Source organism: Pseudomonas sp. PWP3-1b2 (assembly GCF_049896045.1).
Taxonomy (GTDB): Bacteria; Pseudomonadota; Gammaproteobacteria; order Pseudomonadales; family Pseudomonadaceae; genus Aquipseudomonas; species Aquipseudomonas antarctica_B.
In genome coordinates this window covers 169,886-183,620 of the sequence record NZ_JAFCTN010000004.1, presented here as the reverse complement: position 1 = coordinate 183,620, position 13,735 = coordinate 169,886, and the positions used below count along the sequence as shown (strand labels likewise).

Below are 13,735 nucleotides of genomic sequence, written 5' to 3'. Positions count from 1 at the left end.
ATGCTTGTCGCGATTGCGATTTTTATCTTCACCATCGTGTTGGTCATCTGGCAGCCCAAGGGCCTGGGCGTAGGCTGGAGCGCAACGCTGGGCGCAATCCTGGCCCTGGCGTGTGGCGTGATCAGCTTTGCCGATATTCCCGTGGTCTGGCACATCATCTGGAATGCCACCGGCACCTTTGTCGCGCTGATCATCATCAGCCTGCTGCTGGATGAAGCCGGGTTTTTCGCCTGGGCCGCGCTGCACGTGGCGCGCTGGGGGCGCGGGCGAGGCCGTCGGCTGTTTGCCTATATGGTGCTGCTGGGCGCGCTGGTGTCGGCGTTGTTTGCCAATGATGGCGCGGCGTTGATCCTCACGCCCATCGTCATGTCGATGCTTTTGGCGCTGAGGTTTTCCCCGGCGGCCACGTTGGCCTTCGTGATGGGCGCGGGGTTTATCGCCGATACCGCCAGCTTGCCGTTGGTGGTGTCGAACCTGGTGAACATCGTTTCGGCGGACTATTTCAAGATCGGCTTTAACGAATACGCCGCGGTTATGGTGCCGGTGAACGTTGTCAGCGTGGCTGCAACCCTCGCGGTATTGCTGTGGTTTTTCCGTCGCGACATTCCCCGGACCTACGACCCTGCCGACCTCGACGACCCCGCCAGTGCCATCCACGACCGCGCCACCTTTCGCGCCGGCTGGTGGGTACTGGGCATTCTGCTGGTAGGCTGTTTTGCCCTGGAGCCGCTGGGCATTCCCATCAGCGCGATTTCCGCCGCGTGTGCTGTGCTGCTGCTGGTGATCGCCGCCAAAGGCCACACCATTTCCACGCGCAAGGTACTCAAAGACGCGCCGTGGCAGATCGTGGTGTTTTCGCTGGGCATGTACCTGGTGGTCTACGGCCTGCGTAATGCCGGGCTGACCACGTATCTCGCCACCTGGCTCGATACCTTCGCCACCTACGGTGTGTGGGGCGCGGCCATGGGCACCGGGGTGCTGACGGCGCTGCTGTCTTCGGCCATGAACAACTTGCCGACGGTGTTGATCGGCGCACTGTCCATCGAATCCAGCCACGCCGTGGGCGTGGTCAGGGACGCGATGATCTACGCCAACGTGATCGGCAGCGACCTGGGCCCGAAAATCACTCCCATCGGTAGCCTCGCCACCTTGCTGTGGCTGCATATCCTGGCGCGCAAAGGCATCACCATCACCTGGGGTTACTACTTCAAGGTCGGCATTGTGCTGACCTTGCCGGTGCTGTTGATTACCCTGGCCGCCCTCGCCCTGCGCCTGAGTGTCTGAAGGAGAACCCGCAATGAAAGTCTTGTTCATGTGTACGGCCAACAGCTGCCGCAGCATCTTGTCAGAAGCACTGTTCAATCATCTGGCGCCACCGGGGTTTGAGGCGATCAGCTCCGGCAGCTTCCCCAAGGGCCAGGTCTTGCCCCGCAGTTTGACCGCCCTGAAGGCGGCCGGCATCAGCACCGACGGGCTGTACAGCAAGGGCAACGACGCGTTTGAAGGCAGCCCGCCGGACGTGGTGATCACCGTGTGTGACAAGGCCGCCGGTGAGGCTTGCCCGGTGTATTTCGGGCCGGCACTGAAGGCGCATTGGAGCCTGGAAGATCCGTCTGACGTTCAAGGCGACGAGGAAAGCCTCAACGCCGCGTTCACCGCGACCATGGCCATCATCACCGCCCGCTGCGAGGCGTTTTTCGCCTTGCCCTTTGCCCGCCTCGGCCCTGTTGAACTGAAGGCTGAACTCGACCGCATTGCGCGGTTGTAGCCGGAGACGCTGATGACTACCCTCCCCAACCTCGACACACGCCTGTCAACGCCCTTGCACACCGGCTCCACCCACGCGCCGCGCATCCTGCTGTTGTATGGCTCCAACCGGCCCCGCTCATTCAGCCGTTTGCTGGTGGAGGAAGCGGCGCGCCTGTTACGCCACTTCGGTGCCGACACACGCATTTTCAACCCGTCGGGGCTGCCGTTGCCGGACGATGCCCCAGGCGATCACCCCAAAGTCCAGGAACTGCTGGACCTCATGCAATGGTCCGAAGGCCAGGTCTGGTGCTCACCGGAACGTCACGGCTCGATGTCGGCGGTGTTCAAGGCCCAGCTGGACTGGGTACCGTTGGCACTGGGCGCCGTGCGCCCTACCCAGGGCAAAACCCTGGCGGTGATGCAAGTGTCTGGCGGTTCGCAATCCTTTAACACCGTCAACCAATTGCGCGTGCTTGGCCGCTGGATGCGCATGTTCACCATCCCCAACCAATCCTCAGTGCCCAAAGCCTTTATGGAGTTCGACGATCAGGACCGCATGAAGCCTTCGGCGCTTTATGATCGCGTCGTCGATGTGATGGAAGAACTGGTGAAGTTCACCCTGATGCTGCGCGATCGTCCGGACCTGGTCGACCGCTACTCGGAGCGCAAGGAAAGCGCGGATGAGCTGTCACAGCGCGTCAATCAACGGTCGATCTGATCACCTGAGTCGTCGTATGCTCTCGCACTTTCTCGAAGGGACGCGGGCATGTTGACGATCTTTTTCTACGCTCTGGTATTCGGTTTTGTGTTTTGCCTCTCCCCCGGCGCGGTGCTGGCGGAGACGTTGCGCCGTGGCCTGCTTCACGGTTTTACGCCAGCATTGATGGTGCAATTCGGCTCACTGGTGGGCGATGCGGTCTGGGCAGTGATTGGCCTGACGGGCATTGCGCTGCTGATCCAGCATGATGCGGTGCGTGTGCCGCTGACCATCGTGTGCGCGGTGTACCTGGCCTGGCTGGGCGTGCGCAGCCTGATCGATGCCTGGCACTTGCCGGCAGCCGACAGTGCGCCGGCTGGCACCGGGCAGAATGCGCTGGCAGTCGGCGCGGCGATTTCCCTGGCCAACCCGAAGAACATCGTTTACTGGGGCGCACTTGGCAGCGCCTTGTCCGGGATCGTCGGCACAACGCCCAGCCATGGGCAAACGCTGATGTTTTTTGCGGGCTTCATGCTCGCGTCGGTGCTGTCGTGTTTCCTTACCGCCGCGCTGGTCAACCTGCTGCGCAAGAACGCATCGCCGTTGTGGCAACGGGTCAGTTACGGGACCTGTGGGATGGTGTTGTTATATCTCGCTGTTCTGGCCGCTCAGGGGATATGAAGTTATATATTGCGCGCAACTTCATAGTGCAGCGTGTCTGAATAGAGTCTGAACACCCGGCACTTTAATTAATCATCCGTTGACATTTTGTAACGGTCTGAGTAGATTGCCCCTGCCCGCAACTGGGGCCTTTTTTAAACCTCACAAAAGAAGCCAATGGACACAGTATCTAGTCGCTGTCCGAGCACCGCATCAGCGGGCGTCGGGCGCCAAACCCAGAATATGACAGGACTCGCCTTCCAGGTCCGGTAAGCTGCGCTAGAGCTCGATGCTCCACCGTAACTGCCTCACCGGTCGCTCGTCCGGTCCCGAGGTGTGTTATGACCTTTCAATTAATTGTTTTGCCCGATATACGCACGCTCGCCGCAGCCCTGCGCGCCAAGCTGTGCCGCGAGCCTGTAGGCTTTTCCCCTACCCGCTCGGCCTTTGCTGCACCTTCCCTGCACGTGCGACCAGCTCCCCCGCTGGCGCATTGGCGTGTCTGCCCGGACAGCGGCCACCTGCTGCAACATTGGGACCACGCCGACCCTCAAGACCCGCAGAGACCTCAGGTTTCCATGCGGGCTCAAGCCAGCCTGATGTTCACGTTATACGTGAGCGCCCGGGCCGCTTAACCTCGCTGGAAACAGCAACTTTCTGATAAACAGTCTGGAGTTCTTTATGAACATGTCCAGTAGTAGCCCGCTGCGCGCTAGTTAACTAACGCGTCAGCAGCGGGCCCTGCAGAAGTTATATCAACACCTTATTTAAACCGATCGCGAAGTCCGCGGCTCGGCATGCTTTCGCTCGCCTGTAGTCAGGTAAGTACCGGGTATGTTTTGTCGAGAATTGGCGACAGGAGTACAGACAATGAGCGCCGTAAAAAACACGCCACTGCACAAGAAAAATGGCACCGACGCCGACACCAAGCTGTCGATGCGTGCTGCCCGCGAAGCCCAGAATGGCCTGTCGGCCACCCTTGCCAATGTGCGCGCAACCACCGACGGCCTGACCGAGCTGGACGCCTCGGCGCGCCTGGCACGGGAAGGCCATAACGAAGTGGCCCACGACAAGCCGCCTCACGCCATCGTCCAGTTCCTGCAGGCACTGAACAACCCTTTCATCTACGTACTGCTGACCCTCGCCGGCATCAGCTTTGTTACCGACTATTGGTTGCCGCTGCAAGCCGGTGAAGAAGTCGACCTGACCAAGGTCATCATTATCATGACCATGGTCCTGCTCAGCAGCCTGCTGCGGTTCTGGCAGGAACACCGCTCGGCCAAATCCGCCGAAGCCTTGAAAGCCATGGTGCGCACCACCGCCACCGTGCTGCGCCGCGAGCAAGTGGGCGCACAGCCCATCCTGCGTGAAGTGCCGATGCGCGAGCTGGTGGCGGGCGATATCGTGCAGTTGTCGGCAGGCGACATGATCCCGGCCGATATCCGCCTGATCGAATCCCGTGACCTGTTTATCAGCCAGGCCGTGCTCACCGGCGAAGCCTTGCCGGTGGAGAAATACGACACCCTCGGTGACGTGACGCAAAAATCCGCCTCCTCGATGGCCGCCGACCAGGGCAACCTGCTCGACCTGCCAAACATCTGCTTCATGGGCACCAACGTGGTCAGCGGCCGCGCCAAAGCCGTGGTGGTTGCCACCGGGCCGCGCACTTATTTTGGCTCGCTGGCCAAGGCGATTGTCGGCTCGCGGGTGCAAACCGCCTTCGACCGAGGGGTGAACAGCGTCAGCTGGCTGCTGATCCGTTTCATGCTGGTGATGGTGCCGATCGTGTTCCTGCTCAATGGCTTCTCCAAAGGCGATTGGGGCGATGCCTTCCTGTTTGCCCTGGCGGTTGCGGTGGGCCTCACCCCGGAAATGCTGCCGATGATCGTCAGCGCCAACCTGGCCAAGGGCGCAACGGCCATGGCCAAGCGCAAAGTGGTGGTCAAGCGCCTCAACGCGATCCAGAACTTCGGTTCGATGGACGTGCTGTGCACTGACAAGACCGGCACCCTGACCCAGGACAAAATCATCCTTGAACACCACGTCAACGCCCTTGGCCAACGGGATGACGCGGTACTGTCCCTGGCCTGGCTGAACAGCTTTCACCAGAGCGGCATGAAAAACCTGATGGACCAGGCGGTAGTGCAGTTCTCGGCGCAGAACCCGAAGTTTCAGGTGCCGTTTGCCTACAGCAAGGTCGATGAATTGCCGTTCGACTTTGTGCGCCGTCGCCTGTCGATCGTGGTCAAGGATGCCGCCGGCGACCAGCTGCTGGTGTGCAAAGGGGCTGTGGAGGAGATGCTGAGCATTTCCACGCACATGATGGTGGCCGGCGAAGCCGTGCCGCTGGATGATCGCCGCCGTGAGGAGTTGCTGGCCCTGGCCAACGACTACAACGAGGACGGCTTCCGCGTGTTGGTGGTTGCCACGCGCAATATCCCCAAGGCATTGGCACGCCAGCAGTACACCACCACCGATGAACGCAACCTGGTGATCCAGGGTTTCCTGACCTTCCTGGACCCACCGAAAGAAACCGCAGGCCCGGCGATTGCGGCGCTGCAACAGATTGGCGTGGCGGTCAAAGTGCTGACCGGCGACAACGCCGTGGTCACCAGCAAGATTTGCCGCCAGGTCGGCCTGGAACCCGGCCAGCCACTGCTGGGCGTGGAAATCGAAGCGATGGACGACGCCACGCTGATGCGCCGCGTGGAAGAGCGCACGGTGTTTGCCAAGCTGACGCCGCTGCAGAAATCCCGGGTGCTGAAAGCCCTGCAGGCCAACGGTCACACGGTCGGTTTCCTCGGTGACGGCATCAACGATGCGCCGGCGCTGCGAGATGCTGACGTGGGCATCTCGGTGGATACCGCCACCGACATCGCCAAGGAATCGGCCGACATCATCCTCCTGGAAAAGAGCCTGATGGTGCTCGAAGAAGGCGTGCTCAAAGGCCGCGAAACCTTCGGCAACATCATGAAGTACCTGAACATGACCGCCAGCTCCAACTTCGGCAACGTGTTCTCGGTACTGGTCGCCAGTGCGTTCATCCCGTTCATGCCGATGCTTGCCATCCACTTGCTGCTGCAAAACCTGATGTACGACATCTCCCAGCTGGCCTTGCCGTGGGACAAGATGGACAAGGAATACCTGGCCAAACCACGCAAGTGGGACGCAAAAAACATTGGCCGCTTCATGATCTGGATCGGGCCGACGTCGTCGATCTTCGACATCACCACCTTTGCACTGATGTGGTACGTGTTCAGCGCCAATAGCGTGGAAATGCAGACCCTGTTCCAGTCCGGCTGGTTTATCGAAGGGCTGCTCTCGCAAACCCTGGTGGTGCACATGCTGCGCACCCGCAAGATCCCGTTCTTCCAAAGCACGGCCGCCTGGCCGGTATTGATGATGACCGCCATCGTCATCGCACTCGGGATCTACGTGCCGTTCTCGCCGCTGGGCACCCTGGTTGGCCTGGAGCCGCTGCCGCTGGCGTACTTCCCATGGCTGGTTGGCACCCTGCTGGCCTACTGCTGCGTGGCGCAACTGATGAAAACGATCTACATCCGCCGCTTCAAGCAGTGGTACTGATCTCCCCCGCCGTTTAAACGGTGGCGGCCGCCCGGCCGCTGCCGTGCACTACAAGGATTTGACCCATGCGCGTGTTGATCTGTGCAGGTCGTCATTACGCCGACACCAAAAGGTCCCGCCACGTGCTGGACGCTTACCACCGCCTGCGCCCGGTGCAGGTTTTGATCCACGGCGGCAACCAGTTCCTCGGCAGCGACATTGAGGAATGGGCCCGGGAAATGAGCATCGACGTGGTGCGCTACCCGCCCAACTGGCAACGCCACGGCAAGCAGGCAGAACGCCAGCGCAATCATTTCATGCTGACCGACAGCCGCCCCGATGTGGTCATCGCCCTGCCGGGTGGTGACGACACATCCGAGCTGGTCTGCCAGGCCACCGCCAGCGGCATTCCGGTGCTGACCGTAGAAAGCTGAATTCAAGCGAGGTGCATCATGCACAAAAAACATACCCCGATTCAAAAGGACGGGTTCGCCAAATACCGTGCGCGTCACTATCGCGGCGCGCGCAATACCTTGTTGCTGCTGCCACCGGCCAAGCGCCGCGCACTGCAACGTAACCTGATCTTTATCGGCGTCACCCTGGGCCTGATATTGCTGACCGCACTGTGTTCCAAGGCTTACGCCGCTGGCGGTGCCTATGTGGTGGATGACGGCGCGGTCAATGCGCCGGGCGAATGCAATGTGGACGCCTGGTACACCGCCAATCGGCATCAAGGCAACGTTCATAACCAAGCCCTCAACCCGGCCTGCACCTTCAGTGCATTGCCATCGGTGCAATGGAGCGCGGCACTGTCGCGCGCCAGCGAGGCCGGAGACGCCGAAACCCAGGTCAGCCCGCAAGTGAAGGCGCAGGTGTGGTCGCGGGAAGATCTGGGCCTGCAACTGGCGGTGTCTGCAACCGGGCATGTCGCGCTGGACCGCCAACATGCCTTCGACGGCGCAGACCTCACGGTGCCGCTGACCTGGCAACCCGTGCAAGCGCTGCGCCTGAACTTCAATGGCGGCTGGGCCCACGCCTACAACGGTGGCGAGCAAACCCACCGCCTGACGTGGGGCACCGGGTTTGAATATCAGGTAGCGGACGCACTTACGCTGATCGGTGAGCGCTACGGCCAGGAAGGCGGCGACCAGGCGTGGCAGGCCGGGCCGCGATTCCATCTGGGTACGCTGGTGGATGTGGATGTGGTGGTCGGGCAAAGCCTCAGTGGCGAGCGCAACAGATGGTTGACCACCGGCGCCACCGTGCGCTTCTAGGACTTGGCAACCATAGCCCGCCGCTGCGGGAACACCATGACCGCCGGGCGGGCACGCTTTATGATGGCGTTCACGCGCCATTGAAGGAGAACACCGGTGAACCGCATCGAGCACATTACGCTGCTGGCAGACTACAACGCCTGGATGAACCGCAAGGTGTATGACGCGGCTAGTACGCTGACGGACGCAGAGCTGAGCGAGGATCGACAGGCGTTCTTCGGCTCGATCCTCGGCACGCTGAACCATCTGACGCTGGGTGACACCGTCTGGCTCAAGCGCTTTGCCACGCACCCGGCTGGCTTCTCGGCGCTGGCACCGTTAAGTGCTGTCGACATGCCGACAGACCTCAAACAACTGGCCTTCGCCGATATCCGCGAGCTCACGGCCCGGCGCCTTTGGCTGGACCCGCTCATCACTGAATGGGCCCGCGACCTGCGTGAATCAGACCTGGACCATCATCTGCACTACCACAACATGCGCGGCATGGCGGCCGACAAACCGTTCTTCGGCCTGCTGATGCATTTTTTCAACCATCAAACCCACCACCGGGGCCAGGCAACGACGCTGCTGAGCCAGGCGGGCGTGGACGTGGGCGATACCGACTTGCTCGCGCTGATCGACTGAACTCAGCGTGCGCTGAATTCGGCATAGGCCTGCATCAGGCGCGGGCAACTGCTCAACGCTTTCAATGGCCAGGGTTAGACCAAACACAATCCCTGTGGCGAGCGGGCTTGCCCCGCGCTGGGTTGCGCAGCGACCCTAAAAGGAGAAATGCGGTGAGTCAGGCACTCTGTGGCGGCTGTTCTTGGGGTCGCTGCGCAACCCAACGCGGGGCAAGCCCGCTCGCCACAGGGTACTCGTCGCCTGTTCTACCTAAGGACCATTAAGGGGTGGCCCTCAGGACAAAGTTATTTGACCTTGCTACTCAGCGTATCAAGGCTGCGTTTGAGATCGTCCAGGCTGCGTTTTTGCTCCTCAATGCTGCGTTTCTGATCACTGGCTTCGCTTTTGAGTTGGGACAGTTCACTGGAACTGGAGCTTGAACTGGAACTTGAGTTTCGCTTCAAGTCATCCACCTCACTTTTCAACTTGTCGATGACACTCTTCTGATCCGCGACCGTGCGCTTCAAATCGGAGAGCTGACTGTCGCTGGCACTTGAACTGGACCCGTCCTTGCGCTTGAACTCATCAAAATAGCGCGCCTGCTCATCCAGCTTGCCTTTCAAACTCTGCAGTTCGTAGTTGTCGCTTTTCTGTGCCTCCAGCAATTTTTCGAGATCGCCCACGCTGAACGTGCTGGTGGACAACACGCGCTTGGCGCCCTCTGAAGAACTGGTCGTAAACTTGTCATTACTGCCTGGCCCGAAACTGCCCCACTGCACGTCACTCTCCGCCTGCGCCGTATTCACGCCCATGGCGACAAACAGCCCTATTACGCTTGCAGCAATCATCCAAGAAGGCTTGCGAACACTGAGCATCAACTGATTCCTTTCGAAACTGCCGGGATGGCATATCGCTATGACTGGAATTCCGAGAACTTGTTCCCGCGCGCAAAAAATCCTCGGCAGTGCGCCAACAGGTTTATGTAGATCACTGATCTATCACGCTTTTTCAGCAGCAGATTTGTGCAAACGCGCCTCTCGACCTTGCATCGATGCGCCTGGGTCTATATATTCCCAACCCTGCTTCACCGCGCTACCGCCCGAATGGCGAAACTGGTAGACGCATGGGACTTAAAATCCCCCGCTCGTAAGGGCGTGCCGGTTCGATTCCGGCTTCGGGCACCATACATATCAAGGGCTTGCATGAGTTATCTCATGCAGGCCCTTATTGTTTGTGCTTCGTTACCCTCTATTCTCGTCTCCCCCACCGCCCATCAAACTCCGACGGCTTACTCACCAATCTGTTCTAATCTGAACGGTGGGCGTGCTTCAAACCGTGAGCGCCTGCTGGCAACCTTCAGAGGCACAAAAAAAATGAAAATGACACTTCCGACCCTGGCACTGGGCATCCTGATTTCGCAAGGCGCGATGGCCGCAGGAGATGGCACCGCAGCGCTGGGCGGCGGCGTGGGTGGCGCATTGGGCAATATCGTCGGCCAACAAATGGGCGGATCGACCGGCGCTGCTGTCGGTGCAGGTTTAGGTGGAGCAGCTGGCGGCGCGGTTGGCGCTCAAAAGGGCAATAAAACCGAAGCTGCCATTGGTGGCGGGCTGGGTTCTGCGGGTGGCTCACTCATCGGCAATCGCCTCGGCGGCGCAACCGGGTCAACCATCGGTGCAGGTGTCGGTGGAGCCGCGGGCGGCGCGTTGGGCAATAACCTGGCGGATGACGAGAGCGGTCATCGGTCCGGTGGCGGCAAGCATAAAGGCAACAACAAGCACAAACACAAGAACAAACACGATTGATGGGTTGATAACCACCCGGCAAAAGGCCCACTGCATGTGGGCCTTTTCATGCCATCAACGCTAGGCTCTCGAAAAAAACCACATCACAAAGGCGACGGCGGCCACCCAGCCGAGCGTTAGCAGAAATGAAAGACCCGCAAGCCGCTTATCCATGTTTACCCGTCGGCAGATTAATTGATCGCACTACGATCATTTGAGTGCAAGAGTAGTTCAGCCGCGCCATTCCTTCTCGACAAGGCGCCTGAAATCACCCGCACTCCCCGAAGCATTGCGCTGAACGGTCAATAAGCGCTTCAGGTGTTGCCTGCGAGCGTTGTGGCGCTTAAGCGTGGCCGCTCAACAGCGTGCGGGTTGCCGCTGCCACATCCTCTTGGCGCATCAGGCTTTCACCCACTAGGAAGGTGTTGATACCAGAGCCTTTCAGGCGCTGGCAGTCCGCATGGCTGAAGATGCCACTTTCGCCGACCAGAAATTTGCTTGCCGGCACCATGGATGCCAATCGCTCGCTGACCGACAGGCTCACTTCAAAGGTGCGCAAATTGCGGTTGTTCACCCCCAGCAACGGCGAGTTGAGTTTCAGTGCGCGCTGCAACTCGGCTTCGTCGTGCACTTCCACCAGTACATCCATGCCCAGGTTCATCGCCAGGCCTTCGAACTCGGCGGCCTGGCCGTCGCTCAATGACGCCATGATCAGCAGGATGCAGTCCGCCCCCCAGGCCCGCGCTTCGTAGACTTGATAGCCGTCAAACATGAAGTCCTTGCGCAATGCGGGCAGGCTGCAGGCGTTACGCGCCTCGATCAAAAATTGCGGTGAGCCCTGAAAGCTTGGCGTGTCGGTAAGCACCGACAGGCAGGCGGCGCCGCCGTCTTCATAGGCCTGTGCCAGCGCCGGTGGGTTGAAGTCTTGCCGAATCAGCCCTTTGGACGGGCTGGCCTTCTTGATCTCCGCAATCAAGCCAAACGCCCCGCTGGCTTCCTTTGCCTTCAAGGCACTGTAAAAACCTCGGGTCGGGGGTTGGTCCAGGGCCATGGCCTTGATGTCCACCAAGGGAATCGCCGCCCTGGCGGCTGCAATTTCCTCAAGTTTGTAGCGTTCTATCTGTTCAAGAATGTCGCTCATGACCAAGCCTTTGTCAGTGGGATTGCGTTGACGCACAGAGCCATGGGAAAGGCACGGTACGGCATGCCCGCAATACAGAGCGGTCAGCCTACCGTGGTTGTGTTCGAAAGTCGGCACGGCGGCGCCGTGCCAACAGAAACGCGCAACTACACCATCGGTGAATTACTCACCACCCGCAGCGCCAGGCCTTCATACGCATCCAGCGTGATGGTGAATTCACCCTCCGCGGTCAGGTCGCCTTCCACCCGTTCATTGATGATGTCCACCACCGGCCCTGGCGCAATGTTGGGCAGGTGCAGGGTTTCGGTGATCGGCGTGGCGCCGAAGTTCAGCGCGGTGATTTGCGTGCCCTTCCCGGCTGGCAGCTCGTGAACCATGATCAGCAAGCCAGGATGCTCGACATCCGGCACCTGAATCTGTCGGCTGGCAGCAATCCCGTAGGCGCTGCGCACGGCGAGGATTTTCTGCAACTGCGAGGCAAACGATTCCGGGTCCTGTAGCTGGCGGTTCAAACTGCCGTACAAGGTTTTGGCGCGCGGCATCTGGCCTGCCGACAGTTCCGCTTCAGGGTTCAGGTCCACCAGATCGTAGGCACCGCGATGTATCCAGCGGGTATCGCCGTCTGCCATCAGGTGCGCAACGTCGTCTGCCGCCAACGGCAGTGCGCCGACCAGGTCCCAGCCCGACAACGCAAACACACCGGGTTGCATGGCGTTGTACATCACCAACAGCAAATGAATCTGGCGAATCTGTTGAATATCCGCCGCTGTAATCGCATCCAGATCCCGAATGCCCAGTGCCGCCGTGATGATGCTGGCGGTGGTGCAGGACACGCCGTTGGTTACGAACTTGAGGTTATAGGGCGCCTGTTCACCGGCCAGGCGCTCGTACATCTGCTCGCGAATATGCTCGCGCAAGATGTTGCCGGGGAAGGTTTGGCCCTGATAGAGGTAGCTGTCGTGGGCGTGCAACGTCCAGAAGTGCACCAGTTCAAGGGTCAGCTCGTCGTGGTTTTGCAAGGCGTGAATCAGCGAGCCGGGATCAATGCCCTGGCTGTGCATTTCGCGCAGCATCAGGCGCAAAAACTCAGTGTCGCCCATCAGCAAGGCGTGCTGGTACGCCGGACGCGTGATGAAGTCGTAGGACAGGTCGGCGCCGCCATGGGACATCGCGGCGATGTCATCGACGGTGAGGTTCAGCTCCTGAAAGCTGAAGCCGCCGGCTTTTCGAATTGCGCCGCCGAGCAACTGGTTGCCGGTGATCGACAGAGGGTGGCTTTCCGACCATGCCGTGCCATCCAGCTTGCGCTCCACGCCGAGGAATCCGTTGGCATCGAGGCGCAGGATCTTGGCGCCCATCACATCAATGGCGTGCAAGGCGTCGCCAATGATCATCTGCTGCGCGGCAAACGAAGGGTCGAGCCAGTTCAGCGACGGCTGGCCTTCCTTGAAGTAATGCAGGTACACCCAACGGCGCGGCTTGCCATCCACGCCCATTACCACGGGCGTCGCGCTCCAGTCGGTTTCCTTGACGCCGGGCTCGAAGAAAATCACCCGCTGCAACTGGCCGACGATGTAATGCTTGTCGCGCAGTGTATCCACCTGCAAGGGGCTGAGGTTCTGCGCGTCACGCCCCTCGGCGACTTCAGGCAACAGCGGCCAGTCTTCCTCGCGGATTTCCACCATGTGGTAGAGGCCGGGATAGTCTTCATACGCCATCTCGGCCAGACGGAAGTCCGCGCCCTTGCCGGTGTGCGACGGGATCACGTCGTCGATGATCACCGAGTTGTGCGCCGCCGCCATGCGCGTCAGCGCCTGCAACTGCGCCTCGGTGCCCAGCTCGGGGTCGATTTCAAAGCTGATGCGGTCGAAGTTGCCGTCGATGGTCGGCGTATGCCGCGTGCCGGACAGCCCGCCGGACTTTTTCAACGGGCCGTTGTGAATGCCCTGGATACCGATCTTCGACAGCGCATGCCACAGGCTTTCATCGCCCAAGGCTTCCAGCACCGTGCCGCCTTCACGCGTAACAATCGCCGCGGGATACGCGGTGAACCAGACAGACGACAACGCCGTGGCATCACGCGGCCGAGTATGCGCATAAGGCTGCTGCCACAGCCGCCCCTGCCCGGAATAAAGCTTGGCCCGCTGGCGCGCAGCGTTGAGCATGGATTGTTGCACCAGCCAGTTCACATGATCGTTGTCAGCCGCCGTCATAAGCTCAATACCTGTCTCGTGAAAAGGATATTCGTAAGCATAGGAGGGGC

At 60.3% G+C, this 13,735-nt stretch carries 13 protein-coding genes and 1 tRNA gene; 11 read left to right on the top strand and 3 right to left on the bottom strand.

The genetic code is table 11. The features are described 5' to 3' along the window. From ACP7A2_RS04440 to ACP7A2_RS04400, 9 genes are all read left to right on the top strand, one after another. Entirely contained in the window at positions 1-1,284 is a 1,284-nt protein-coding gene (locus tag ACP7A2_RS04440) for an arsenic transporter (RefSeq protein ID WP_426133252.1), read from the top strand. 13 nt (positions 1,285-1,297) lie between these two features. Then, a complete protein-coding gene (locus tag ACP7A2_RS04435; protein ID WP_426133251.1) occupies positions 1,298-1,768 on the top strand; it encodes an arsenate reductase ArsC in 471 nt (156 codons plus the stop codon). Positions 1,769-1,777: 9 nt separating this feature from the next. After that, positions 1,778-2,467, top strand: a complete 690-nt coding sequence (gene arsH, locus ACP7A2_RS04430) for an arsenical resistance protein ArsH (RefSeq protein ID WP_426133298.1) — start codon at positions 1,778-1,780, stop codon at positions 2,465-2,467. Between the two features lie 48 nt (positions 2,468-2,515). After that, complete coding sequence (locus ACP7A2_RS04425; protein WP_426133250.1) at positions 2,516-3,127, top strand: LysE family transporter; 612 nt, start codon at positions 2,516-2,518, stop codon at positions 3,125-3,127. A 320-nt stretch (positions 3,128-3,447) separates the two neighbouring features. Further along, entirely contained in the window at positions 3,448-3,741 is a 294-nt protein-coding gene (locus ACP7A2_RS04420) for a hypothetical protein (RefSeq protein WP_348060593.1), read from the top strand. Between the two features lie 235 nt (positions 3,742-3,976). Then, positions 3,977-6,691 carry a magnesium-translocating P-type ATPase gene (mgtA, locus tag ACP7A2_RS04415; protein ID WP_426133249.1) on the top strand — a complete coding sequence of 905 codons (2,715 nt, stop codon included), beginning with the start codon at positions 3,977-3,979 and terminating at the stop codon, positions 6,689-6,691. Between the two features lie 65 nt (positions 6,692-6,756). Then, positions 6,757-7,104, top strand: a complete 348-nt coding sequence (locus ACP7A2_RS04410) for a DUF2493 domain-containing protein (RefSeq protein WP_375064600.1) — start codon at positions 6,757-6,759, stop codon at positions 7,102-7,104. Between the two features lie 18 nt (positions 7,105-7,122). Beyond that, on the top strand, positions 7,123-7,944 hold the full coding sequence (locus ACP7A2_RS04405; protein ID WP_426133248.1) for a hypothetical protein: 822 nt from the start codon (positions 7,123-7,125) through the stop codon (positions 7,942-7,944). A gap of 96 nt (positions 7,945-8,040) precedes the next feature. After that, the gene (locus tag ACP7A2_RS04400) at positions 8,041-8,568 is read left to right on the top strand and encodes a DinB family protein (RefSeq protein WP_426133247.1); all 528 of its coding nucleotides are present in this window, start codon (positions 8,041-8,043) and stop codon (positions 8,566-8,568) included. Between the two features lie 284 nt (positions 8,569-8,852). Here the strand turns inward: ACP7A2_RS04400 and ACP7A2_RS04395 are convergent, their stop codons facing one another. Beyond that, entirely contained in the window at positions 8,853-9,422 is a 570-nt protein-coding gene (locus tag ACP7A2_RS04395) for a hypothetical protein (protein WP_426133246.1), read from the bottom strand. Positions 9,423-9,644: 222 nt separating this feature from the next. Between ACP7A2_RS04395 and ACP7A2_RS04390 the strand changes: the two genes are divergently transcribed. Further along, positions 9,645-9,731 (top strand) — tRNA-Leu (locus tag ACP7A2_RS04390). An 18-nt stretch (positions 9,732-9,749) separates the two neighbouring features. Continuing rightward, a complete protein-coding gene (locus ACP7A2_RS04385) occupies positions 9,750-10,352 on the top strand; it encodes a glycine zipper domain-containing protein (protein ID WP_426133245.1) in 603 nt (200 codons plus the stop codon). A gap of 322 nt (positions 10,353-10,674) precedes the next feature. On the opposite strand, the gene trpC is transcribed toward ACP7A2_RS04385, so the two are convergent. Together trpC and treS are read right to left on the bottom strand one after the other, a co-directional pair. After that, positions 10,675-11,472 (bottom strand): indole-3-glycerol phosphate synthase TrpC, encoded by a 798-nt coding sequence (gene trpC / locus ACP7A2_RS04380; protein WP_426133244.1) that lies wholly within the window; start codon positions 11,470-11,472, stop codon positions 10,675-10,677. A 146-nt stretch (positions 11,473-11,618) separates the two neighbouring features. Then, positions 11,619-13,685, bottom strand: coding sequence for a maltose alpha-D-glucosyltransferase (treS, locus tag ACP7A2_RS04375; RefSeq protein ID WP_426133243.1), 2,067 nt, complete (start codon positions 13,683-13,685; stop codon positions 11,619-11,621). Positions 13,686-13,735: the final 50 nt, after the last annotated feature.

What these genes read in the sequence shown, in the direction of transcription:
- trpC (WP_426133244.1), bottom strand. Translation starts at nt 11,472, where the DNA reads ATGAGCGACATTCTTGAACAGATAGAACGCTACAAACTTGAGGAAATT.
- ACP7A2_RS04420 (WP_348060593.1), top strand. Translation starts at nt 3,448, where the DNA reads ATGACCTTTCAATTAATTGTTTTGCCCGATATACGCACGCTCGCCGCA.
- ACP7A2_RS04405 (WP_426133248.1), top strand. Translation starts at nt 7,123, where the DNA reads ATGCACAAAAAACATACCCCGATTCAAAAGGACGGGTTCGCCAAATAC.
- mgtA (WP_426133249.1), top strand. Translation starts at nt 3,977, where the DNA reads ATGAGCGCCGTAAAAAACACGCCACTGCACAAGAAAAATGGCACCGAC.
- treS (WP_426133243.1), bottom strand. Translation starts at nt 13,685, where the DNA reads ATGACGGCGGCTGACAACGATCATGTGAACTGGCTGGTGCAACAATCC.
- ACP7A2_RS04435 (WP_426133251.1), top strand. Translation starts at nt 1,298, where the DNA reads ATGAAAGTCTTGTTCATGTGTACGGCCAACAGCTGCCGCAGCATCTTG.
- ACP7A2_RS04410 (WP_375064600.1), top strand. Translation starts at nt 6,757, where the DNA reads ATGCGCGTGTTGATCTGTGCAGGTCGTCATTACGCCGACACCAAAAGG.
- ACP7A2_RS04385 (WP_426133245.1), top strand. Translation starts at nt 9,750, where the DNA reads ATGAGTTATCTCATGCAGGCCCTTATTGTTTGTGCTTCGTTACCCTCT.
- ACP7A2_RS04425 (WP_426133250.1), top strand. Translation starts at nt 2,516, where the DNA reads ATGTTGACGATCTTTTTCTACGCTCTGGTATTCGGTTTTGTGTTTTGC.
- ACP7A2_RS04440 (WP_426133252.1), top strand. Translation starts at nt 1, where the DNA reads ATGCTTGTCGCGATTGCGATTTTTATCTTCACCATCGTGTTGGTCATC.
- ACP7A2_RS04395 (WP_426133246.1), bottom strand. Translation starts at nt 9,422, where the DNA reads ATGCTCAGTGTTCGCAAGCCTTCTTGGATGATTGCTGCAAGCGTAATA.